A 24,357-nucleotide genomic window follows, 5' to 3' on the forward strand; every position below is an offset into this window, starting at 1 on the left:
GCCCGAATCTGGTGGAGCAAAATGTTATAAATTACTCGATTATATTATATTTCTTACGTGCTTTATCCTTCGCCATTCCGTTGAAATGCCACCATTCATAGCTTAGAGGAAAAAAACCAACCTTTTTCATTATATTCGATAACAGTTTCCGGTTTCTTTTCTGTCCTTCGCCGAGATCAAACATCTTGAGTTTTGCATACCCCCAATATATTGACAGATTGCTCTTGTAAAAAGGAGTGAATCCCATATCAATTTCTTTATCATTATCCGTCCACTATGGTCACATCAACAGCTATGCCGTAATTATGCATTGATCCTCTATTGGGATTTGCAACAAATTTCTCGAACTTGGTTCCCTTCATTTTCTCATACATAAGTTTAGATACACTTCTTGGCCGAGCAGCATCTATAATCAAAATTGAATGGTCCGGAAATGTTGATTTTAAATACTTTTGAGCCAATGACAATTTTTGGGCGACTTCTCTACGCAGGTAAGCTTTTTTAAGCCCATCATAGAAATTTTCTCGGAAATAGTTTTTCTCGGGATCAGAATTCACAAGATCAACTTTAATCGATTCATCAATCGTATGAATGTCTACAAGCCCTGCTTCAATGAATTTCTTTTCAACTTCATTAGCATGACAAATGGAACCAGCAAGAAATAAAATAACAATGCTTAAATACAAAATATATGGTTTGGGAATATTCATATCCATTTGCTTTGCTTGGTTTGCTTGGTTTGCTTGGGGTCGGGCCACACTAACTATTCGAATTTTCAGTCAATATGTTCGATTTATAACCATTTTTAAGGCCTATATCGCTGTTTTTAGTATCAAAATCAGCGATATAGGGCATTTTACGCTGGCTAAAATTTAAGTACATATTCTCTATATTGCTCTTTTTGCCCCCGAAAAGTACAATATAGCCTCAAAATCGGGGTGTTTTTCGAGGTGATTTGTCATTATTTTAATTGGTTATCGTGGCCCGACCCCCTTAGCCTTAACCCCCTTAGCCTTAGACCTGAGATGAAATTAGAGTTCTAATTTTGGCCCCACCCAAGCCCTTTACATTCAAAACAATTGCTTGACCACCTTCAGTCATTTCAATCATCAATTATACCTTTAAACTCTCATTACATTTTTTTATTATTGTCGTTGAATTTTTCCAAATAACCGGTTCACCAGGTTCATTTGGCTTATTGAATTTTTCGCACAAGGGTCAAAAAGAACTTCCCCCGATTACCCAGTGAAACGCTAATAATGTACCTGTTTGATATGACGTGTTATTTCAGAAAATAAATTAGTCCAATTTTTAGATAAAGAATTACAAGAATCGAAAATAATCCTGGCCCCGGCTTGTTCTAATTCCGAATCGTCTAGGATGCCTGTATTCAAAGCAATACAGAAAGATCCAAAGCTTTCTGCTGACTTTATTCCTAGAGGTGCGTTCTCTATTACTATACTTTCTTCAGCGCAGCAATTCGATTTGATAGATGCTATTTGAAAAGGGAAGGGATATGGTTTACCTTTTTTATAATCATTTCCGGTAATAACCTGATCCATTTCAATCAATCCTTCAAAGTCTTTATAAATTTTCTCCTTTATTCCTGTTCTGCTGGATCCTGTGACAACATACATTGGTAAATTAGAATCACTTATTTTTTTAACCATTTCAATTGCACCTTCTTGAATAGGTGGGCTTCCTAACTCATTCAAGGCATCATCTTTGCGTTTTAATACTTCTGCAATATTTCCATGACTAACTCCTTTAGCACCTATTCTATCAAGATAATCTTCAACGGTTGCTTTACTAGGCTTTCCTTCTTGTCGATATACTTCAATCTCAGGAAACAATAAATCAATCGCTTTAAAACCCTCCTGCCAAGCAGAAACATAATGCGGTAATGAATTATACAGAACACCATCCATATCCAAAAATACAACTTTTGGATTCAAACAAGGTTTCCTTGTAATATTTCTCCAACCATTAAGTTTCTGAATAGCTTTTCGCTCTTCTTTCCAAGACCTACTTATTTTTTCTAATGTGAAAATTGATTGTTTTACTTCATCTATCAAATGAGACCCAAGTATGGAGTTCCTATTCACCCATAAACTTTTTGAACTATTCATTCCTCTATAGAGACTTCCACCATTCTCAGAATGATCTTTTTTGTTCTCGTAGGATGCGATTATTGCCTCATTATTATCAAATAAATATGCTCTTTTTGATGGAGGCGCATCATAAAAATATTGTTCAATTTTGACACTCGCAGTATGTTCGAATTCTTCTTCGAGTAACCTCGATGCGTTATATGAAATTTTAAACTTATCCCATGGCCTTATGGATAGCTTATTCTTGACATTATTAATGTTAGATATTTGTTGTTCACTTAAATCAGCTAAAATCGATCTCTTAAAAATTTTTATGTTTTTATCTCCCTGTAACCTGTGATGGCTAATATTACCAGACTCCACTTCGTTTGTATAAGTAAGGATAGATATCTCTTTAACATTCGGATCGCTAAGTTTATTTTGAAATATTTGAGATGCCTTTAATTTATCAACTAATCTTATTTCTATTTGCGATAATATTTCATTCTCATCAATTTGCTTGTCTGTATTTATGTCTATAAATAGACTTGAGATTTCATCAATAAACTCCATCGTTTGTGACTGAATAATATTTTGATTAGGTTCTGGAACGACTTCTGCTAGTATTTGACAGAAAAATTTTGACAAATCATTCGCATTATCCCCTGAATATATTACATATGCTGATAGAGGAGACGGTAACTGACTTTTAGACAATCCAATTGTTATCGGGATTACATTATTTTTTTTCAATCCAGCTACATAACCGCTTTCGTACAAGACCCAAGGTCTTGTAAAACTGTTAGGGGTTAACAAAGCAATAATTTTATCTGATGAATTCAAATTTTGGTGTACTTCATCCCATAGTACATCGCCAGGTTTAAGGCCATCTAATGAAGAGGAAAGCCATGGTTTTATGAGACCAAGAGATATAGACGATATAGTTTTTTTAAAGCTCTCAGCTAAGTCCTTGTCTATTAATGCGTGGCTTATGAATACTTTCATCAAATTTCACCTTTAATAATGTGATTCATATTTCGGGCCCAAATTTTTCTGTAATGCGGTGCTGACCGGCACAGCCGCCGTGAACAAGTGATTGAGCGGTTGTCCGTTTATCCGTTTAATATCTGACAGCTAACCGCATATCCTGAAAATTTTAATGATAACCAACCAAGTGAAGAGAGCTTGGGCTGAAACCGAAAATCAACTGGTACCTTAATTGGAGATTAACCATCCCCAACCAGAAAACGCAAGTGTAAAGTTTATCCCTTTAAAAATCAGATGCATGCGTCCTGCAATTGATACCATCAGCCTAAACCCTTTTATCCCTTTTCCACCCTGACATCCAGAACCAGATCAAAGCCAGAACCTGGCAGAAGAGCAGGGCGGAAAAGCCGGCCCGGTATCCTGCCGGATCATAGGTGTTGGCTGCACTGATCTCCCACAGGTTGATGACGGCGCCGATGGCCCATTGGATGGTGAAGGCCGCCACAAAAACTAGAAGATTGATTCCCGTGGTGACCCTTCCGGAAAGGGTGGGCGGGAAATCCAGGGTCAGGGAGGTATAGGAGAGGATCCCCGAGGTACCGAAAAAACCGAACAGCACCATGAGAAGGCCTGGCGGCAGGGGCAGGGCAAAGGCAATAAGGGACTGGATCAAAAGGAAAACAGTCATGCCGGAAACCGCCGTGGTCCGGACGGAAATTCCTTTTTTAAAGAGGCGATCCGCCAGAAACCCCAATGTGATGAATCCCGTGATCATGGCCATGGCCGACCAGGAGAGCAATGCGGCCACATCTTCCCGGGGCAGACCGGCCACATCCCTGAGCCAGGGACCGGCCCAGAGGCCCTGGAGGGAGATGTACCCGGCCTGGGACAGGGTGGTCAGGGGAGCGATCCGCCAGAAGACGGGGCTCTTGAAGACCTGGACGATTCCCCGGATCTGGATGCGGATCTCTTCGGGCTCGGTCTGTGCCGGGGATTCCGGAACCACCAGGAACAGGGTCAGTGCACTGGCCAGGGAGAGAACGGCCAGGGCCCAGAACAGCCCCCGCCAGTCTGTAAATCCCAGGGCCCATTCCACCGGGGTGGTGGCGGCCAGGGCGCCCAGGCCGCCGGCGGCCATCTGGAATCCGTTGATCCGGGACAGGGCCCGGCCCGGGAACCAGATCACATAGGATTTAAAGGCCGCCATGAGGCAGGCCGACACCCCGAATCCGATCAGGGCCCGTCCCAGGATCACCCCGGCAAGGCTGTCTGAAAAGGCAAACAGGGCAGCTCCGGAAGCGGCAAAGAGCAGGAGAAAAGACTCCACGATCCTGGGGCCGTAGCGGTCCAGGAGGATCCCCAGGGGCAGCTGGGCCGAGGCAAAGGCGATAAAATAGGTGGAGGTTAAAAGCCCCAGATCCGAGGGGCCGATGTTAAGATCCTGGGCAAGGTCCGGGGCAATCACGGCATTGACCACCCGGAAGACATAGGAGAGAAAATATCCAAAGGCAAAGGGCAAAAATATCTTCAGGCGGGTTCCCTTTCCAATGGCGGACGGCGGTTTTGAATCCACAGGCTGTTTTCCCCTATTCAAGTTGAAGTTCAGGTTTCATACCATAAACCACCCCCATCACAAAACCATAAAGATTCAAATCCTGTGGATCTCCGATAAAGAATCCGGTGCAAAATGGATTTTTAATCGCGCCGATGTGCCGGCCGGCAGGAAGATGGACTCCCTGCCGGCCCTGGCACTCGGTTTCACTTATTCGTCAAAGAGCGGAAAGTCCCGGTACACAAAATTATCAAAGACCGGGGTCATGCTCCGGAAATGATCGTCAAAGACGGGGAACCCGGATGAATCCAGGAGGATATTTCCCGACTCTCCCAGGGGGAACATGCTCTGGATCCGCACCGGGCCTTCAGACCCGTACTCCAGGCAGTGGGCATAGGTGGACCTGGAGGCAAAGGGATGGCTGTGGACCTGTCCCAGAATGGGATGGGTATACACAATCTCTCCCCTTAGATTTATTCCCCAGGGGTTTTCCCCCAGGCGGTCCAGGACATTATCAAGGGCCGTGACGATGATCTCTTCCGGGGTCTGGGGGGCGCTTGGATCTGCATTCTGGAACCAGTCATAGGAGTTGACAATTCCCGAATCCTCCCCGGCCAGGCCGTGGAGGAGTACGTCAAACAAAACCCTCCTGGGCTGTCCGTCGCCCAGTTCATCTTCAAAGGTGAGTTTCAAAACTTCCCGGATCCAGGCGTCCATGAGGACCCAGGCATCTGCCCGGTCCGGGCCGGCAGTCCACATGTCCGGTCCTCCCTCAACAAAGTGGCCGTCCCAGTTTTCAAGAAGGGCCAGGGCCTCAAGTCTTTCCTCCGGGGGATCGGCCTCATCAGCCCCAAGAACCGCTGAAGTGAATTCCCCCTCCACAAACTGCCAGGGGTTTCCCCCGTTTCCGAATGAATCTGTGGTTGCAATATCCAGGGCCAGATCCCGGATCTCCTCAAAGGAGAGTGTTTTGTTTTCCGCAATGGCCTTGTCAAAATAATCGTAAATTACATGGGAGCGGTGAAAGACACCGTAAATGTCACTGGTGCTGTTAAAGGCATTGTCGTAATCCGGTCGGGTCTTGTTGTTCCAGCCGCCGTAGTATCCCCGTGCCGGGTTCCTGTCCGTGGACCGGTCCATGAGAATCGCGCTGTCCCATTCCAGGGCCGGACCTGCCGCGCCCTGGGGCAGTCTCCATTCCCCGGCCGGCCGGACCGGATTTCGTCCGGACATCCAATAGGCGATATTGCCGTCCCGGTCTGCATAGCAGAAATGCTGGCTCACCCCGATCTTTTCGATGCCTTTACCGAACTCGTCCATGTTTCGGGCCCGGGCCAGGTCCAGGAAAGCCTCGATGGAATTAAATTCATATCCCCAGTGGGCGTATTTCCAGGAGATTATGGGGCTTGGGTCCGCTGCCGACGGATCATAGGGCATGGGATGGATCACAGGGCCGTGGACTGTCCTGAACACGGGGATCACGACATCTTCGGCTCCGAGCACCTTGATGGTTTCCATGCGGTGGAGTTCCACGTCTTCGGGATTTTCAAAGTAATAATCCGTTGTATGGGCGTGGCCCACCTGCATGGACCAGGCATGGTGGGGGGTTCTCCCGATGATGATGCCCGGGATTCCCGGAACCGTCATCCCGGAGATATCGAGTCCTCCGGCCCGGATGGAGCCCTCGGTGACGATGGAGGGGACGGAAAATCCCATCTGGGGGCCGGAGTAGATCATGGGGTTTCCGGTATCGGTATGCTCGCCGGATACTGCCCAGGCATAGCTTCCCATCTTGATAAAGGCATTGATCTCCTTGAGTTTTTCAACCACCTTTTTCCGGCGTTGCTTGATTTTGTCGGCGGCTCCGGCGATCACGGCAGCGTCATATTCGGTCCGGGAAAGCCCGGGCCCTGTCCTTTCCAGTGTCTTTTCCAGGGCCCGGCCCCGGCCCGGAACCGAAGCCGGACCATCCACGATATAGGTCTGGGATTCCGGATCATTGGTCCATCTTAAGTCATTGAACATTCCCGCCCCTTTGGCAGGGCCATAGGTCTGGATCAGGGTCTGAAACAGGGCGGCATTGTCGATCTGGGCCGTGTCCAGGGCCTCGGGGTCAAAGTTTCGCTGCATCAGGGCGGTCCATGCAAGGATATCTTTGCAGGTCCACTTTTCCGGCGGTAAGCCGGTTGTATAATGAAATTCCACGGGCAGAAGAGAGGGGTCGGCTTTGATCTCCTCTATTCTTTTGTTGATGCCCGCCACATAGCCCTTGATGACTTTGGAGGTCTCTTTGTCCAGGTTTTCAACGCCCCGGGCCAGTTCCTCCTCAGAATAGGCAATGGTCCGAAGGTAGATATCCGTTCCCAGTTGACCGGGGCCGAAGATCTCCGCCAGCCTTCCCATGGACTGACGCCGGTACAGCTCCATCTGCCAGAGCCGGTCCGTTGCCACGGCATATCCCATGGCCTTGAAAACCGTATGGGAGCTTACCTTGTCGGAACCGGTGATAAACCAGACCCCCCTGTCGTCCCGCCGGGTTTCCACGGTTCCGGTTCTCAGGAAAAATATCCGGTGGTCCACATCCCATCTCCGGTTCTTTTTTTTCGCCCTGGCAGCAGTAACCAGAAAATTCATGCCCCGGGAATGCAGGGAGCCGCGCTCATCCTCTTCAAAGGAGCGCAGTCCGTCGGCCAGGGTCACCCGGGCCTTTAATCCGTTCTCCACGGGGGTAAAAAGGTGGCTGATATCCCTGGAGTTCAACCAGGCCCTGAATGAACCCTTTTTGGGCTCCTGCTTGAATTCAATGAATATGTCCACCGGTTCATAGTCCAGAACATCAAACTTCTCCGGGGCCTGGATCGCCGTTATATCACGGCTGAATCCCATGCCCGGGGCCGGCGTCAAAAGAAAAACAAGAAAAACGAAGGCAAGACGGACTGCAGATTTCTCGATCATTTTTTCGCTCCTTTGATTTGATATTCAGAGTTTTAGGAACAACCCCAAATGGTTGAAGATAATTATCTATATCTGAGATGGGTTTGAATATTCAATGTTTTTTTGCGAAATTGTATGGATGCTGAAACGACCCGTAACCATAAATCTCTATCCGGAAAGGGCACGGGTATGATATGGTGCCCCGGCATTGGAAATATAAAGACAAACAGGCCCATTTATGTTCATACAGACAATAACGACGGTATCCGGCGCAATCTTTCAATTGTTTCTCATTTCATTTGCCGCAGGTCTCCTGGTCAGGAGGCGTATCGTATCAAATTCACAGGTCAAAGCCCTGTCCGAGGCAACGGTCAATATTTTTCTGCCCTGCCTGATCATGGCAAAGACCTTGATCCGGTTCCGGCCCGAAGAGTTCGGCAATTGGTGGCTGCTGCCGGTTGCCGGATTGATTATCCTGATCCTGGGGCTTTTGTTCAGCGCGGTCCTGTTCCGCTTGAACCCGGAGAAACGGCCCTTCATGACCCTGGCCAGCATGCAGAATGCCATTTATATCCCGCTTCCCATCGGCCAGATCCTTTTTCCGGACCAGTTTGATCTTTTTGCCCTGTATTGTTTTCTCGTTGCCCTGGGGCTCAATCCCTTCATGTGGAGTGTCGGAAAGGTCATGCTCTCAGGGGGAAAAAAGACCCGGATTCAACTCAGGGACTTTATTACACCGCCCCTTGCGGCCATTTTCATTTCCATTGCCCTTGTCTTTTCAGGCCTTTCCTCCCATATCCCCGGAACCCTCATCGCATCCATGGATCTGCTGGGCCAGGCCACGGTTCCCCTGGCGGTGTTTGTCCTCGGTGCCACCATCGGAGCCATTTCATTCAGGGATATGCCGCTGGGAAAGGATATTTTCATTGTCTCCGGGGTGAAATTCGTCCTGATCCCCCTGGCGGTTTTTGTCCTTCTCTATTTTACAAAATTTCATTCTGCCATGCCCCTGTTCTGCAGCCTGATGATGATCCAGGCCTGTTCCCCTCCGGCAACCAATCTGATCCTCATCGTGAAAACCTATGGAGGAGATGTCCAGGCCGTCTCCGGCATGATGCTCATCCAATACCTGCTCTCTATCCTGGCCATGCCCCTGTGGATCGCCCTCTGGCAGTCTGTCCAATAAAGGAGGGGGAGAAAACCATGAAAGTTCCCTTGCCGGCCAATCCTTTCTATGTTTGGCCCTGGGGTCCGGAAACATCGGGTTCACGGGTTAAATTGATGCTCAGGGGCCTGTCAAAATGGATATCCCGCTGGGGAAATGCAATGACGATATTTTCCTGTTTGAAAAGGGCGTCAATTTCAAATCTCACCCGGCTTTCAATCATCTTTTTCTCCAATACCATCCGGATCATTACCCAGAAATAGACCTCGAAAACCAGTGAATTGTCCCCGAAATCGGAAAAAATGACAAAGGGTTCAGGAAACTTTAAGACCTTTGCATTGGATTCCACCGATTTGAGCAGGGTTTTCTCCACCTTATCCACGGGAGAACCATAGGCCACGCCGACTGCGATCTTTGTCCGGATTCGATTGTCCGACAGGGTCCAGTTGGTGATATTCTTTTCCAGGAAGCTTGAGTTGGGAATGAGTTTGTGTATGTTTTCTCCGGTCCTGACCCGTGTGCACCGGGCGCCGATTTCCTCCACCTTTCCCAGGACCCCTTCGACTTCAATGAGATCCCCGATTTGAATGGGTCTCTCGCCCAGGATGATGAACCCGGAAATAAAATTATTGATGAGGTTCTGTGCGCCGAACCCAAGACCGATGGCCACTGCACCCCCCAGGAAGGCAAAGGCGGTGAGAGGGATATTCACGATCCTCAACGCAAATAGGAAGACCAGCAGATATGCAAAATAGGAGAGCCCCTTGTGCAGGGCAGATACGGTTGTCTCTTTGAACTGGGAGGTTTTCAGGAGCCGGGTATGGATCCGGCCCATGAGAAAACGGGCAAAGATACTTCCCATGATCAGGATCAGGATGGCAACCAGGATCTTTCCCAGGGAAACGGAATGCTGATCCACTACCCAGACTTCAAGGTTCCACATTTTGGTAGCGATCTGGAGAAACCGGATCATCTGCTGCCGAATGGATATGTCGTCCAGCCCGGTTTTGATCTGGGCAAGTAAATTCTGCTCCAGCTGATCCGTTGAAATAACCAGGGATTGATATTCAAGACGTCGTTCAAACCGCCTCTTTAAGGCATCCCGGACCACGTTGAGATATTTTTTTTCAGCAAGGGTCTGCCCCTGTTCCTGGATCAGGTTCTCGATGGAGGATATCTGATTCTGAAGGTTGCTCAAGTAACTTTGCTGGATCTGCAGGGTCTGGCTCAGGTTTTTGATTCTTTTTTCCGCTTCAAGCCGGATCTCTTTCTGCTGCTGAAAGTTCAGGTCGCCTTTTACGATGGCGTACCTGTTCTTCCATACAAGCTGCTGCCGGTCTAACAGGGCAAGGGAATCCCGCTTCATTTCAAGCACGATATTGTAGGTCTGTCTCCACTCATCCCGGGCCTTAAGATAGGCCTGGGCAAGGTTTCTTTCGGCCTCATCCCGGGCCAGGGCCAGTTTGTGCTGGGCTTTTCCCCATTCCACCTCGACAAGCTTCTGATCCGACCTTAGCCTCTCTATTTCACCGGCGGTCACTTTTTTTTTGGCTGCCAATATGTCCAATTGATGATCCAGGTCTGTTTTATCGTAGTGGATGTTTGATTTGACGTATTGTTCCTGTTCAAAAAGGAGCCTGGACTGGATGTCAAGATTGGTGATATCGAGTTCATACCTCTGTTTTTCAATTTCAAGGGCCTCTAGAAAAGTCTTCAGGTAAAGGACGGCGGTCTCCAGGATTTCAGCCCTGACAACGGCTTCCCCTGTTTTCCTGTCGCCTTCTGCCTTGACCCGCTTTTCATTGAACTGCCGGAGCTCGGATTCTTTTTGGGAGAGCTGCCCCTTATGATCTTCAATATCTTTTTGCTGCATTTCTATCGTAAATTCAAGGCTTTGCCTGATCTTGTCCGTGGTTGAAATTTCAACTTTGATTGAATCGTAAAAAGCAAGGGAATAGGGCGGCTTTGCCGTCATTCCCTTGCTGCGGAAATCTTCATAGATCTTTTTTGAGGTCTGATTTTCTTCTTTTGCCTTTTTCAGGTCCTGGACAGCGTTTTTTAATTTCAGGTAGGCTGAATTCAGCTTTGTCAGCATCTCTGCTTTTTGCTGAATCTGGTCCCGGGTGACATTCAATTCATCGGCCAGTTGACCGGTCTGGGTCTTTAAAAGAGGATCCAGTTTCCGGTCCAGGATATTTATTTTTTCTTCAATCTCTTCAATGCGGGGCAGGTCCCGGCCATTCATTTTACTCTCTTTTTCATCCGCCTGGATCAGGAGGGGGGACAGAAGAAAAAAGAGAATGCCGACCATCATAAGGCAGGTGCGCAACAGGGCAGGAATGGCGTGGCAGGACCGGTATTGACTCGGTTTCATTTTTCTCTCCTCAGATCTTGAATGGTAATTCTTAAAATATAAGCATCTCACAAAATCCGGCAATAAACCATGGGGAAAAAGCTTTGTTTCTTTTCACAATGCGGGATTTCAACGGCCTGTGCCCGTTTTTCTCCCCTGCTTTTTAATTGACAGGAACGGGCCTTGCGGCCTAAGATACTTTTTTCGGGAATTTTATTACACAGGGGCGAAAACAATCCCGCTTATTTCCGGGGATCCGTACAGGACCTCCCGTGGAAGGATCTGTCTTTTTTGAAACAGAATGGAAAGTCCAAATTGGATTCATATCCAGTCATCGGATGGAAAGAGTGGCTCTTTTTTCCGGAACTGGGGATTCCGGCAATCAAAGCAAAAATAGATACCGGTGCCAGGACATCGGCATTGCATACCTTCAGCCTGGAGACCTTTGAACAGGAAAAAAAACTCATGGTCCGGTTCGGCATTCACCCGGTTCAGAAAAAACGGGACATTGAGATCTACTGTGTGGCTCCTGTCATTGATTACCGCAGGATAAAGGACTCGGGAGGCCATATCGAAAAGCGGTATGTGATCGAAACATCAGCGGTGATGGGAGGCGTCCAATGGCCCGTTCAGATTACACTGACAAACCGGGACAAGATGATGTTCCGCATGCTCCTGGGCCGCAGGGCATTGGAGAACCGGTTTATTGTCAATCCGTGGAGATCTTATCTGACCGGTAAAAAGCTCTCCAAATCATATTCAGGCATGGAGAAAAACAGGAGAATATTATGAAGATAGGTATTTTATCCAGAAAAGCAGAACTTTACTCCACAAGGCGCCTGGTCGAGGCTTCAAAGAAAAGGGGCCACTCGGTGTCCGTTATCAATCCCTTGAGATGTTATATGAACATTACCTCCCATAACCCGACCATTCACTATAAAGGGGAAAAACTGGAGGGATTTGATGCGATTATTCCGAGAATCGGTGCGTCCATCACTTTCTACGGCACAGCCGTGGTCCGCCAGTTCGAGATGATGGGAGTTTATTGTGTGAACGAGTCCATGGCGATCAGCCGGTCAAGGGATAAATTAAGGAGCCTTCAGTTGCTGGCCCGGAAGGGCATCGGAATGCCGGTTACCGGATTTGCCCATAGTACGGAGTTTACCGATGATCTGATATCCATGGTCGGGGGGGCTCCCCTGGTCGTGAAGATGATTGAGGGGACCCAGGGGGTGGGTGTGGTCCTGGCGGAAACCCAGAAAGCGGCCCAGAGCGTTATTCAGGCCTTTCGAAGCCTGAAGGCCAATATACTGGTCCAGGAATTTATCCGGGAATCCAAGGGGGCGGATATCCGCTGCTGGGTCATCGGTTCCAAGGTGGTTGCGGCCATGCTTCGCCAGGGGCCCGAGGGAGAATTCAGATCCAATCTCCACCGGGGAGGGTATGCCGTAAAATTAAAAATTACCCCGGAAGAACGGTCCACGGCAATGCGTGCCGCAAAAATCATGGGCCTGAGTATTGCCGGTGTGGACCTTCTGAGGTCCAATCACGGACCCGTGGTCATGGAGGTCAACTCTTCGCCGGGCCTTGAGGGGATCGAGAAGACCACCGGTGTGGATGTGGCCGATCTGGTGATTGAATACATTGAAAAAAATGCCGGACAGCCCAAGAAAACGCGGGTCAACAAAGGATAAGATGCAATCTCCTGTTTTTATCGCAAAGACAAGGGTTGATCCGGGCACCCGGGCAATTCTTCATCTTCCCGTGGCCGGCCTCTATACCCATACGGAAACCTCCATGCCCGTCCATGTGATCCATGGCCGTCAAAAAGGGCCCAGGCTCTTTGTCTGCGGTGCGGTTCACGGGGATGAGATCATGGGAATCGAGATCATACGAAGGCTGCTGAAATTAAAAAAAATCATAAATCTCAAGGGCACGCTCATCGCCGTTCCCGTGGTCAATGTCTATGCCTTTGTCCATCATTCCCGGTACTCGCCGGACAGGAGAGACCTGAACCGGTTTTTCCCGGGATCTGAAAACGGATCTCTGACCTCCCGCCTGGCCCATTCCTTCATGGAGGAAATTGTCCGGGGCAGTGATTTCGGGATCGACTTGCACGCCGGTTCAAACCACCGGGACAACCTGCCCCAGATCCGCGTGAACTTTGAAGATCTAAAATCCCTGGAAATCGCCCAGGCCTTTAAGGTGCCCGTGGTGATCAATTCCGCCACCCGGGACGGGTCTTTGCGGAAGGCGGCGGCCAAGGAAAATGTCAGTACGGTTCTGTATGAGGCCGGAGAGGCCCTGCGGTTCGACGAAGTGGGAATCCGGGCCGGAATTCATGGGATCCTTTCCGTGATGGCCGGTATCGGAATGATCAGATCTTTTTCCAAGCGGAAACCAAAGGGGGAAACCCTGCTGGCCGATTCCACATCATGGGTGCGCGCCCCGGTTTCCGGCATCCTGAGAATGGAAAAACCCCTTGGGGCAAGAGTGACAAAGGGCAGCCGTATCGGGTTCATCTCCGATCCCTTTGGTTCCGGGGAGGTGGATATCCCCTCGCCGGTTTCAGGCATGGTCATCGGCCGTTTAAACCTGCCCCTGGTTCACCAGGGGGATGCCATTATCCATATCGCCCATATTGACCGCTTAAAAAGCATTGAACCCGCCATCGAGGATTTCAGGGAAGAGTTCATCGACTGACCCGGAAAGCCCTTTTTGGACCGGTATCCCCTTCATATTTCTATTCCCTGGAACAGATTAAATTTACGGAGTCCCTTTTTTCCCATCCCGGGAAATAATTTCCTCTCCCCAAAAAGGTGATATTTTTAAGTAATTGAAAGTTTGGGATATTTTTATTTAAAGGGGCTGGCTTGATTTTTGCGAATACTTTTATCGATACCTTGGGAAACCGATTGATGTGAACGACCAGGAGAAATAAATGATTAAAAAGATAATCCCCATTGCCGCTGTTTTCATCCTCTTGTGTGTGTTGGCAGCTCTTTCCCAGGTGCCTTCAATTGTCCTTCATTTGAAGGGCAATCTGATCGTCCTGGCCGGAACCTTTGCCTGCTGCCTTTTTTCCTACTCCCCGGGAAGGCTCACCAATCTTGTAAAGCAGATCCGGGAAGCCTTTTCCGGAAAGACAAAGGATTTTAAGGGGCTGATTCGTGAGATCGAGTCCCTTTCGGCCATTCAGAGAACCGAGGGAATCATTCCCCTGGACCGGCAGTCGGTCCGGATCGAAAACCGGTTCCTTAAAGCCGGGATCGAAATGGTGGTGGACGGGTATGACCGGTATACGATCTTTAAAACCCTTGAACAGGTCCATGACAATTTCCTGGATGCCCGGCGTTCCGAGGCGGATTTGATTCATACCATTATCCGGCTTCTGCCTATTTTCGGCTTTGTGGGGACCCTGGTCGGCCTGGTCAATGTACTCAACCACATGGGATCACCGGAAATGATCGGGAAGGGCGTGGCCACGGCTCTGCTCACAACCTTTTACGGGTTGATCTATGCCAACCTGATTTTTCTTCCCATGGGCAAAAAACTGGCGGAGAAGACCCGGCAGGATTCAATGGAACTGGTCCTGATCATTGAAGGTGTCTTGGACATTGCCGACGGGGTCAATCCCAGGGCGGTCGGCTATCGGCTCAAGTATTGTATGGAAGATTTTTACATGGACGATGCCGGTACGGGCAGAACAAAGAATCCGGAGTCTCAAAAATTTCTTCCCAGGCCATCCATCCGCTTCAAACAGCAGGATGTGGTCTGATGCCGGCCATGGGAAAAGCAAGTGACCGTCTTTCTTCCGAACTGGAGATGTCGGAGCGGCGCCGGCTCCAGCTCAAAAGAAGCCGGGCCCTTTTGGACCTTGATTCCGGTGAGATGAGTCAGTGGGTCATGGTGGACCTCATGACACTTGTCCTGGCCTTTTTTATCATGCTGTATGCATCCAGGCCGGAACTGCCTTCCTTTGCGCAGATGCCCCGGAAATCCGAAGCTGCAGCCGTAAAAGAAAAGACCCGGACCTTCCCCGATAATAGAAAGATCCTTCATGCTGAGAACGGACTTAAAGAGGCCGGGACCCGGCTGAGGCAGGTCTGGACCGGAATGGACAGTCAGGGGAACTCCGTCCAGGTCAGGGCCGACAGGATCGTGCTGGTGATCGGTGAGGAAATCAGTTTTGAGCCGGGCCGGGCCGATCTTCTGGAGCCCATAAAAATCCCCCTTGAAAAGGTGGCGCAATTCATTGACAGGGAGTATGTTTACCGGGTCATCGTCTCGGGCCATACCGATGATACGCCCATCCACACCCGGCAATTTCCTTCCAACTGGGAGCTTTCCCTGGCCAGGGCCTTTGGGGTGGCAAAGTTTTTACTCGACCGGGGGGTAGATCCTTACCGGATGTCGGTGGAGGGATTCGGAGCCTTTGATCCTGTTGCGGACAACGGAACTCCATCCGGCCGGCAGGCCAATCGCAGGGTTGAAATCACTTTGTTGAAAGGACTGAACAAAAGAGGGTGAAAAAGGGCTGAACCGGTTCTAACACGGCCTTTTTTCAGATACTCTGTCTGCTGGGCCGGCATCAAACCGGTTCATGGATCTGAGCCGGAGGATAAATTTATCCGGGGGCCAGATTCCGGTAATACCGGCGCTCGTACCAGGTGCGGGTATTTTCGTCAAACACGGCCTCTGATTCGTGAATCAGCCTGGCGCAGTCATCGGTCCAGGCCCCGCAGGCAAAAACCACGCTGTCTCCCAGGTTGAATTTCCGGTTACAGGCTTCACACCCTTTTTCGTTATGGGTGTTGAGGATGTTCAGGTCGACAATATACTTATTTTCCGTTTTAGATTCCATATACTCTCCTTTTCCGGTGAAAGTTCCTGTCCGTTCCCGGAGGGTTCATTCCGTTCTCCGGCAACGGGAAATTCATTGCTTCCCCTGAACCCAAGGGGGGATATTCATAAGATAAGAATAGAAAGCCAGGGTTTCAAGTTGTTTGTTAGGCAAGGCTTACATTCTATAAAAAAAACAGGCCCGAGCTTTGGAGCAGGGGCCTGTTTTTTATAAGATCCTTCAAGGGTACGGCCTTGTTTCTATGGCACCCGTGACAGGTTTAGTGAATGGGTACATTGTAGGCATCTTTCCATGGATCCTTCAAAGGGATGTTGATTAGAAGAAGCCCGTTCTCATAGCTGGCCTCGGTCTTTTTGATCTCAACGGGGCAGCAGAAGCTTCCGCTGGAAACATATTCAATATCGTTTTTATCGGCTTTGAGGTTAAAGCTGTCCTCATTCAGTTTCAGATTGATGTCCTTTTTGTGGACACCGGGTATGGTAAATTCAAGATGGAGGGTGGAGGTTTTATCATCAACACAGGAACATAGCTCTGCAGCCGTGCGTTTTTTTTCGTGACTTGATTTTTCCATTATATTCATCTCCTTACGGGTTAAGGATGGATTTTTGTTATATTTTTTAACAATGAAAGCGGAGGCGGTTTTTCTCCTCCTGAACACCGGATAATATAATACCGATTATCGGAAAAACAACCTGGAAAATGATTGTTTCCGGCGCTTTGCCCGGCGATATCCTTCCCTCGCCGGGATTCACTTACCGGCTAAGGCCCGGCCATACGGGTTGAGGTGAACTGTGCGGAAGGATAGGGATTGGGAATTATGCAGTCAGGTTGTCAGAACGGACGGGCAAGGTCCGGCGTTTGGGTTTGAAAGATGAAATCAAGGGCCGGAAATGGTTTGCCCGACGCCGGGATCAGATGAGCATCTGGGTTTGTCTGGCAATCTCAAGCTCCTCATTGGTGGAGATGACCATAACTTTTACCCGGCTTGAGGAGGTGGAGATTATAGAGCAGGTATCTGACAGATCTCGGTTTCGCTCCGGGTCCACTTCAATGCCGAAGGTTTCCAGGTTCCGGCAGACCCGCTCCCGGATAACGGAATCGTTCTCTCCGATCCCGGCGGTAAAAACAAGGCAGTCCACCCTTCCCAGAACAGCAAAGTATGCCCCGATATACTTACGATAGCTGTAAATGAGCATATCCAGGGCCAGTTCGGCCTGTTCATTGCCGGCTGCCGCGGCCCTGTGGATGTCCCTGAGATCGTTGTACCCGCAGAGGCCCTTTAAGCCGCTTTCCTGGGTAAGAAGGGTCATGATCTCTTCAAGGCTCATCCCGGTGTTGTCGGCGAGGTAGGAGATGATCGCCGGGTCAATGGAACCGGAGCGGGTTCCCATGATCACCCCTTCCAGGGGAGTCATGCCCATGGATGTATCCACGCTTTTACCCCCGGATACGGCGGTGATGGAGGAGCCGTTCCCAAGGTGGAGGGAGATGAGGTTGATCTTATCCGGGGGAATTTCCAGATAGTCTGCCGCCTCCCGGGTAATATACCTGTGGGAGGTGCCGTGAAATCCGAACCGGCGGACGCCTGCTTCGGTGTATAAACGGTCGGGTAGGGCATATCGATAGGCTTTGGCGGGAATGGTCTGATGAAAAGCGGTATCAAACACGGCCACCTGTCCGGCTTCCGGAAACATATCCAGGGCGGTAATGATTCCGGAAAGGGCCCCGGGGTTGTGGAGGGGAGCCAGGGGGATATTGGCCCGGATGCTCTCTGTTACTGCGTCGTCAATAAGAGCAGGAGCCTTGAATTTTTCGCCTCCCTGGACCACCCGGTGGCCAATGGCCGATATGGATGTTCTGTTCTCAATCACTCCCGACTCAGCATCCGTCAAGAGGGATAGAATCCATTCCATTCCGTGGCTGTGATCTGAGATAGGGGCTTCTATTTTCTTTGTTAACGCCCGGGAAGTGCCGGGATGGGAATGATAAAGAATTTTTCCCTTGGCTTCTCCGATGCGCTCAAGAACCCCCTCGCCCAGGGAAGCCTCCGTATCCATGTCTATCAATTTGTACTTGATGGAGGAACTGCCCGAGTTGATGACCAGTATTTTCATTTTTATTTTTTGAGTTCCATCATGACCTGACGGACAATATCCCCCACCAGACTCTGAACTTCAGATCCGTTCACCGGAGCGGAATACTGGGATTGAAGCCCCAGAAGTTTGGCGGCATTGTCATGCATGATTTTTTGGCGGACCTCCGGTTTGAAATCCAGGCTTTCATAGGTTTTCAGGGCCTGTTTAAAATCCACAAACGGGTGGGCGCTGGCATAGAGGATCTTGTCCGGAATCATGGTGTTGGCAGCCTGGATATAGGCTTCGGACATGGGGGAGAATTCGTATTCGGACAAATCGATGTAGACGTTCCGGTTCCGCTCCGCCACAATAATGGCCTCGTTCACCCAGGGGTAACCGCCGTGGCTGATAATCAATTTCAGCTCGGGAAAATCCCGGGCAACCACGTCAATATATCTTGGGGCCACATGGTCGATGATGGCGTTGGGCACCAAAGTTGCCGGTCCTGTGGTAAAAACAATGGGCACATCCAGTTCACAGCATTTGGAATAAATGGGATAGTACTTGGCATCATTGGCATAAATCTGGGCCAGATAGGGATCAACCGCTCCCCCCCGCAGACCGAGATCGTTTACCGACACCTTAAGCTCCTCAATGGCTTTCATGCCCTTGTGGGGATCCAGCCCCACAAAGCCGATGAATTTTTCCGGGTATTTGGAAACAAATTCTATGACGCTGTCATTGTTGGATTTGGCTCCGTAGGTGGTCTCGCAGTCCCGACCGGTAATGACGGCCTTGCGGACATTAAATCGGTCCAGATCCGCAACCACCTCATCCAGAGTCTGTGGTTTCATCTTTGAAAAATCAATGCTCTCGCAGAGCCCTTTGAACATCTTGCTGTTCTGGATACCGTTGATGGTTTCCGGGGTGTTGGGTCTGAATCGAAAATCAATAATGTCCATTCTTTTTTGCTCCTGTATCATCCGGCGATTGCTTAATCGCAGAACCGCCGGGGTCTTATAAAGTCAAATCCGGTTCCTGCCTGGCCCTATTCATTCAATGCAGGACCCATTCTTTTCTCAGCAAAGGCCTTGAGTTCGGCAAACTTTTTCCGTGGCAGGTCCTTTGTTTCCTTCAGGGGATAGGATCTGCCAAGATAGGTGTACTTCGGGGTTCCCATGCGGTGGTAGGCCAGCAATTCATGGGTGACGCCGGGCATGTCTTTGATAAAATCCACAATGGCCCCGATTTCTTCTTCATTGTCGTTGATCCCCGGAATCACCGGGGTTCTTACCGTTACGGGCAATTGGGGGTATTTGGCATTTAGACGGACCAGATTTTCCGTTATCAGAGAGTTGTCAAATCCGGTCGCGGCTTTGTGTTTTTCCCTGTCCATGACCTTGATGTCGTAATATATGGAGTTCAGATATTGGGATGCCTGGTCAAGGACGTTCCAGGATACATTGCCGCAGGTTTCGATATTCGTATTGATCCGCCGTTTTCTGGCTTCTCTCAAAAGGGCGACGGCAAATTGGCCCTGGTAGAGAGGTTCACCTCCGCTCAGGGTCAGACCCCCGCCGGACCGCATGTAAAAGACCGCATCCTCCTCCACACGGGCAATGGCATCGGCTACGGTAATCTCATACCCATAGATATTGAGTGCGTTTGCAGGACAGGCCTCGGCACAGGCCAGGCAATTGATGCAGGCCTTATGATCCACCAGGATTTTATTGTCTTCTCCAACGGACAAGGCTTTCTCCGGGCAGATATCCCGGCACCGGGAACATTCGTCACGGGTCAGACATTTGGCCGGGTTATATCCCAACTCGGGAAGAAGCTGCTGGGATTCAGGATTGGAACACCAGGCACAAACCAGGCTGCATCCCTTCAAAAAAATAATGGTCCGGATCCCTTCTCCGTCATGGAGGGAGTATTTCTGAATATTAAAGACAATCCCTTTTTGTTGCCGGTCGGGAAGGGTGGTCATGGCTGTCTGCCTTTTGGTTGTATGATCCATGGTTCGTTTTGGGTAAATGCCGGGGAGGGGGATTCCCCCTCCCCGGCGGGAAATAAAATCCGTTTAGATTGTCTCGTGGCTTGTCCTGGCGATGAGGTCATCCTGAAGATCCTTTGACAGATCACAGAAGTAGGCACTGTAACCGGCAATCCGGACAATCAGGTTTCTGTACTTTTCAGGATTTTTCTGGGCGGCCAGCAGGGTATCTTTATTAACGATGTTAAACTGGATATGCCAGAGTTTCAGGTCGATCAGGGTTTTGATAAAGTCAACCAGCTTTTTGGTGCCTTCCTCGCCGTCTACGCAGTTGGGCGTGAGCTTGACGTTCAGGAGACGGGCAGCTCTTTCCCTGTACCCATAGTTTTTGGAGGCGTAGTTTGACATGAGGACCGCAGTGGGGCCGTTGATATCCGCACCATGGGACGCGGAGGACCCATCGGACAGGGGAGTATATTCCAGGCGCCCGTTGGGGGTGGCGGAAACCACCTTGCCAAAAGGAACGTGGGAGGTAAAGGGCACCAGTCTCAGATCCAGATGGACTCCGAGTTCCTGGGAATATTTCTTTGTAAATTCCTGGGCGGAACGGTCCAGAAGCTGGGCAATGGAGTCGGCATAGGGATCGTTGTTCCCGTAGCAGGGGGTGCTTTTCAGCATGGCCTGTATGTCTTTTTTGCCTTCAAAATTGCTGTGGATTGCATCAATAACTTCTTTCAGGGTCAGTTTCTTATCTTCGAAAACCAGTTTTTTAATGGCTGCCAGGGAGTCGACAACAGTGGCATAGCCGATGAATTCAAAATAACCCAGATTGATGCCGCCTTCAATCACCGGGGTGTGAAGATCCGTACAATTTTCCATACACAGATCATGCATGGCAGAGCCAAAGGGAGTGGCAAAGTGTTTGTTCCGCAGGTTGATAATGGTATGCTGCTGGATAAACGCATGCTTGATATGGTTGGTCTGCTGCTGCAGGTATGCGGACAGGAATTGTTCCCATTCGGTAAACTGGGAGGGATCACCGGTTTCAAGGCCGATTACCTCATCTCCGGTCAGCTTGGTCTTTCCGTTGTAGAGAACCATTTCCAGGGCAGTGGCAAAGTTAATGTAGGCATTGCCGCTGGTGTAGGTGTCCCGGTTGGGCATCCGGATTTCAGCACATCCGGATACGGCATAGTCGTAAATTTCCTCAAAGGAGGCCCCTTTGGCCAGATGAAGGGGAATGATCTCTTCATCGTTGATGAGTTTGGGGAAACCAGAGCCTTCCTTGATGGTTTCGGCCACTTCCCAGAGATACCGTTCCGGCGCGCGGGCGTGGAGCCGGGCCGCCAGGTCCGGGTAGTGAAGCGGGAACTCCCGTTTTGACTGGAGAATCAGATAGGTCAGCTCATTGGTTGCGTCCCTTCCGTCCGGGGTCTGGCCTCCGACGGTAACGGCTTCCCAGTGGGCATACCCTTCGTTGAATGCTCCGCCGGTGGGGGAAAGGTAGAGGTCAATGAACTGGGCCATATTCACCCACATGCATTCGAACAGCTCAATGGCCTGGTCATCGGTAAGAACGCCTTCTTCAAGGTCTTTCTGATAGAACGGATAGAGGTACTGATCCATCCGGCCGTTGGAGATAATGGTACCGGTTTTCTGTTCCAGTCTGGAAAACATCTGGGTGAACCACTGGGACTGCATGGCTTCACGGAAGTTTCGTGCCGGATTCTCAGGAACATGGGTACATATCTCGGCGATCATTTCAAGTTCGGCTTTGCGCTGGGGATCACTCTCTTCACCGGCCATTTTGCCGGCCAGTTCAGCGTACCGCTTGGCCCAGAGGACCACGGCGTCGCAGATCAGGGTGATGGCGGTCAGAAAGGGTTTTTTCTCGCAGTTGTCCACCGGGGAAAAAGGATCCAGGCTTTCCAGTTTATCCAGGGCAATCTGTTTAATGCCTTTGAAGCCGATTTTAAGAACCTTTTCATAATCATGGACCCATTGCAGGGAAGACCTGAAGGATGCGGTCTCGTTCACAATGTAACGGGAAAGCTGGTCATCATTAGGGTCATAGGTCATTTTCAGGGTTTCTTCGGGCAGGGTCTTGGCCAGCATCTCGTGGAAGGTTTTTCCCTTCCAGAACGGAGCAATCTCGTTGATGATCACATCGGCATCGTCGGGCTCTATAATAAAAGGAGATACGTCTCTGGTTTCAAGCTGCTTGACTGCCAGGTCCAGGAAGTCGCCGTCCAGTTCCGGGTGAAGGATTCCGTAGCGGCCATGTCCGCCGCCCCGGCCTACCAGAAGCTCATCCTCATCGATAAAAATATCAATGTTTTTGGCCACATGCATCATCGCCTTTGCCCAGCGGAGGACCAGGGGCTGACCTTCGGTTTGCTTCATGATTTCGGTAAAAAGCCTGCCTCTCTGGACATCCACTTTCGGGGTCAGGTTCTGGACCCGGTCCAGAATTTTAAACGCCCTTTCATGGGCAGGCATGGAACGTAACGGGTTTTCCTTGCCTTCTGCAATATTGGTAAGCAATTTCTCATGTGGGGATAAGCAACATTCCATGATAATCTCTCCTTATACGGTTATCTTTTTTATTTTTTGTCTGAATGCTTTTGGTAACGATCTTTTAAACTGCAAATCACATACCATAAATTTTTGAAAAGGGATTTTTTTAATAGATAGGAAGAGTTGTATTAAAAAATTCCTTGAATTCAATTGGTTATGTTTTATTACCCGGCGGCAATTGTTGGGCGCATTTTTAAAGAGAATATAAAAAAACAAGATGTTTCCCGGTATGATGCAGGCCTGCACCCGGCCCTTCAAGGCCATGCTGCAGCTTTGCAAAATTCATTGGAATTGAGCCGGATTTTGCAAAAAGATGATGCAGGCCTGAAACATTGTCCCATTTCTAAAATGGCCTCTTCAATAAAATGAAAAGCCCTGCCCAGGAACAAAGGTCCTGAAAACAGGGCTTATAAGGGTTTATGCCCGGAGTTTTAACCCCAAGGCCTTTAGCCGTTTACAAGGCTGGGCAGCCAGTTGACCAGGATGGGGAACATCATGATCAGGAGAATGGCTATGGCCTGGCAGAAAATAAACTGGATCATACCCCTGTATATATCTGACAATTTCCAGTGGGGTATACATCCTTTGATAAAATAACAGGACAGCGCCACCGGCGGTGACAGCCAGGATGTCTGGAGGGTCATGGCATAGACAATGGCAAACCAGAGGGGGTCGATCCCAAGGGCTTTAATGGTCGGCATGAGGATGGGCAGCACAATGAGAACAATGGGTACCCATTCCATGGCCCATCCCAGGAGAAACACCATGACCATGATCATTCCCACCATAATCATGGGGGGCAGGTTCATGCTGACCAGGACGCTGGAGAGCCAGGCAGCCCCTCCCAGGCGGGAAAATACCGAGCCGTAAAAATTGGAGGCGGCAATCATGATCAGAATCATGGCCGACAGTTTCACCGTGGAATAAAGGGCCTCTTTGAATGGGTCGAATTCAAACTTCCCATAGGCGATGACCAGTATCAGGGCACCCAGGGCGCCGCAGGCGGATGCTTCGGTCGGGGTTGCCAGTCCGGCAAGGATACTGCCCAGTGTGGCACCGATGAGAACCACCAGGGGCACTACCCCTTTGAGGATTTCCAAGAGAAGGACAGATATGGATTCCGCCCTTAATTCTTTGGGAAGCGGGGGACCCAGTTCGGGTTTGAAAAAACAGCGGAGAAGGGAATACCCGCAGTAAAGACCGGACATCAAAAGACCCGGAATCACGGCGCCGGCAAACAGGTCGGTTACCGGTACGCCCATTAAGGGGCCCATGACCACGAGCATGATGCTCGGCGGTATTAATATCCCCAGGGTCCCGCCGGCGGCTATGGCCCCGGCCCCCATCCGGATATCATAGTTACTTTTCCTCAGGGCCGGTTCAGCCATGACACAGAGCAGGGTGATGGATGAGCCGACAATGCCGGTGGCTGCGGCAAAAATGGTTGCGGTCAGGATAACGGCTACATATAGAGAGCCTGGAATCGGGGCCATTAATTTCTGGATGGATAAAAACAATCCCTCCATCAGCCCTGCACTTTCCAATAGATACCCCATCAAAAGGAAAAAGGGAATCGCACCGAGAATGGGGTCACTCATGACCTGATAAAATTGAAGGTTGAGCAGATAAAAGACCAGTTTCCCAATACCCAGATAACCGAACAGGATGCCGATGAACATCATGGTAAAGGAAATGGGAAAACCGGAACAGAATGCGAGCAGAAGCCCGAAAAGCGACAGAATCGCCAGAAGTTGAGTAAATTCCATG

20 protein-coding genes are annotated in these 24,357 nt (G+C 49.6%); 7 read left to right on the plus strand and 13 right to left on the minus strand.

Going from position 1 to position 24,357, the window contains the following annotated elements; genetic code table 11:
- Positions 1-31: 31 nt before the first annotated feature.
- The 5 genes from F608_RS37415 to F608_RS0119480 form a co-directional block, all read right to left on the minus strand.
- Positions 32-247, minus strand: a complete 216-nt coding sequence (locus tag F608_RS37415; protein ID WP_051148604.1) for a M15 family metallopeptidase — start codon at positions 245-247, stop codon at positions 32-34.
- Positions 248-263: 16 nt separating this feature from the next.
- The gene (locus F608_RS34190; protein WP_153307549.1) at positions 264-710 is read right to left on the minus strand and encodes a M15 family metallopeptidase domain-containing protein; all 447 of its coding nucleotides are present in this window, start codon (positions 708-710) and stop codon (positions 264-266) included.
- Between the two features lie 543 nt (positions 711-1,253).
- Positions 1,254-3,095, minus strand: coding sequence for an HAD hydrolase-like protein (locus F608_RS0119465; protein WP_022667356.1), 1,842 nt, complete (start codon positions 3,093-3,095; stop codon positions 1,254-1,256).
- A 307-nt stretch (positions 3,096-3,402) separates the two neighbouring features.
- Complete coding sequence (locus F608_RS32640; RefSeq protein ID WP_161626876.1) at positions 3,403-4,650, minus strand: MFS transporter; 1,248 nt, start codon at positions 4,648-4,650, stop codon at positions 3,403-3,405.
- A 189-nt stretch (positions 4,651-4,839) separates the two neighbouring features.
- Positions 4,840-7,584 (minus strand): penicillin acylase family protein, encoded by a 2,745-nt coding sequence (locus F608_RS0119480; RefSeq protein WP_022667359.1) that lies wholly within the window; start codon positions 7,582-7,584, stop codon positions 4,840-4,842.
- A 217-nt stretch (positions 7,585-7,801) separates the two neighbouring features.
- On the opposite strand from F608_RS0119480, the gene F608_RS0119485 reads away from it, so the two are divergent.
- Entirely contained in the window at positions 7,802-8,749 is a 948-nt protein-coding gene (locus tag F608_RS0119485; RefSeq protein ID WP_022667360.1) for an AEC family transporter, read from the plus strand.
- Between the two features lie 46 nt (positions 8,750-8,795).
- Here F608_RS0119485 and F608_RS35085 read toward each other — a convergent pair whose 3' ends face one another.
- A complete protein-coding gene (locus tag F608_RS35085; protein ID WP_022667361.1) occupies positions 8,796-11,102 on the minus strand; it encodes a mechanosensitive ion channel domain-containing protein in 2,307 nt (768 codons plus the stop codon).
- A gap of 294 nt (positions 11,103-11,396) precedes the next feature.
- Here F608_RS35085 and F608_RS0119495 point away from each other — a divergent pair, with 294 nt between their 5' ends.
- From F608_RS0119495 to F608_RS0119515, 5 genes are all read left to right on the plus strand, one after another.
- The gene (locus F608_RS0119495) at positions 11,397-11,873 is read left to right on the plus strand and encodes an ATP-dependent zinc protease family protein (RefSeq protein WP_033398868.1); all 477 of its coding nucleotides are present in this window, start codon (positions 11,397-11,399) and stop codon (positions 11,871-11,873) included.
- Positions 11,870-12,775 (plus strand): 30S ribosomal protein S6--L-glutamate ligase, encoded by a 906-nt coding sequence (rimK, locus tag F608_RS0119500; RefSeq protein WP_022667363.1) that lies wholly within the window; start codon positions 11,870-11,872, stop codon positions 12,773-12,775. The genes F608_RS0119495 and rimK overlap by 4 nt, the downstream gene beginning before the upstream one ends.
- 1 nt (position 12,776) lies before the next feature.
- Entirely contained in the window at positions 12,777-13,784 is a 1,008-nt protein-coding gene (locus F608_RS0119505) for a succinylglutamate desuccinylase/aspartoacylase family protein (RefSeq protein ID WP_022667364.1), read from the plus strand.
- A 238-nt stretch (positions 13,785-14,022) separates the two neighbouring features.
- Complete coding sequence (locus F608_RS0119510; protein ID WP_022667365.1) at positions 14,023-14,859, plus strand: motility protein A; 837 nt, start codon at positions 14,023-14,025, stop codon at positions 14,857-14,859.
- On the plus strand, positions 14,859-15,611 hold the full coding sequence (locus F608_RS0119515; RefSeq protein WP_022667366.1) for an OmpA family protein: 753 nt from the start codon (positions 14,859-14,861) through the stop codon (positions 15,609-15,611). The genes F608_RS0119510 and F608_RS0119515 overlap by 1 nt, the downstream gene beginning before the upstream one ends.
- Before the next feature lie 97 nt (positions 15,612-15,708).
- Here the strand turns inward: F608_RS0119515 and F608_RS0119520 are convergent, their stop codons facing one another.
- The 6 genes from F608_RS0119520 to hpsG all read right to left on the minus strand — a co-directional run bounded on the left by F608_RS0119520 (position 15,709) and on the right by hpsG (position 22,587).
- Positions 15,709-15,945: a hypothetical protein gene (locus F608_RS0119520; RefSeq protein WP_022667367.1), complete on the minus strand. Its 237-nt coding sequence runs from the start codon at positions 15,943-15,945 to the stop codon at positions 15,709-15,711.
- A 259-nt stretch (positions 15,946-16,204) separates the two neighbouring features.
- Positions 16,205-16,516, minus strand: a complete 312-nt coding sequence (locus tag F608_RS32650) for an Hsp20/alpha crystallin family protein (protein WP_022667369.1) — start codon at positions 16,514-16,516, stop codon at positions 16,205-16,207.
- Between the two features lie 340 nt (positions 16,517-16,856).
- Positions 16,857-18,059: an acetate/propionate family kinase gene (locus F608_RS0119530; RefSeq protein ID WP_022667371.1), complete on the minus strand. Its 1,203-nt coding sequence runs from the start codon at positions 18,057-18,059 to the stop codon at positions 16,857-16,859.
- 2 nt (positions 18,060-18,061) lie between these two features.
- Positions 18,062-18,982 carry an amidohydrolase family protein gene (locus tag F608_RS0119535; RefSeq protein WP_022667372.1) on the minus strand — a complete coding sequence of 307 codons (921 nt, stop codon included), beginning with the start codon at positions 18,980-18,982 and terminating at the stop codon, positions 18,062-18,064.
- Between the two features lie 86 nt (positions 18,983-19,068).
- On the minus strand, positions 19,069-20,007 hold the full coding sequence (gene hpsH, locus F608_RS0119540; RefSeq protein WP_022667374.1) for a (2S)-3-sulfopropanediol dehydratase activating enzyme: 939 nt from the start codon (positions 20,005-20,007) through the stop codon (positions 19,069-19,071).
- 93 nt (positions 20,008-20,100) lie between these two features.
- Positions 20,101-22,587 carry a (2S)-3-sulfopropanediol dehydratase gene (gene hpsG / locus F608_RS0119545; RefSeq protein WP_033398525.1) on the minus strand — a complete coding sequence of 829 codons (2,487 nt, stop codon included), beginning with the start codon at positions 22,585-22,587 and terminating at the stop codon, positions 20,101-20,103.
- A 159-nt stretch (positions 22,588-22,746) separates the two neighbouring features.
- Between hpsG and F608_RS0119550 the strand changes: the two genes are divergently transcribed.
- Positions 22,747-22,959, plus strand: coding sequence for a hypothetical protein (locus tag F608_RS0119550; RefSeq protein ID WP_022667376.1), 213 nt, complete (start codon positions 22,747-22,749; stop codon positions 22,957-22,959).
- A 77-nt stretch (positions 22,960-23,036) separates the two neighbouring features.
- Here the strand turns inward: F608_RS0119550 and F608_RS0119555 are convergent, their stop codons facing one another.
- Positions 23,037-24,356 (minus strand): TRAP transporter large permease, encoded by a 1,320-nt coding sequence (locus F608_RS0119555; protein WP_022667377.1) that lies wholly within the window; start codon positions 24,354-24,356, stop codon positions 23,037-23,039.
- Between the last annotated feature and the right edge of the window lies 1 nt (position 24,357).

The organism is Desulfospira joergensenii DSM 10085 (assembly GCF_000420085.1).
Taxonomy (GTDB): Bacteria; Desulfobacterota; Desulfobacteria; order Desulfobacterales; family Desulfobacteraceae; genus Desulfospira; species Desulfospira joergensenii.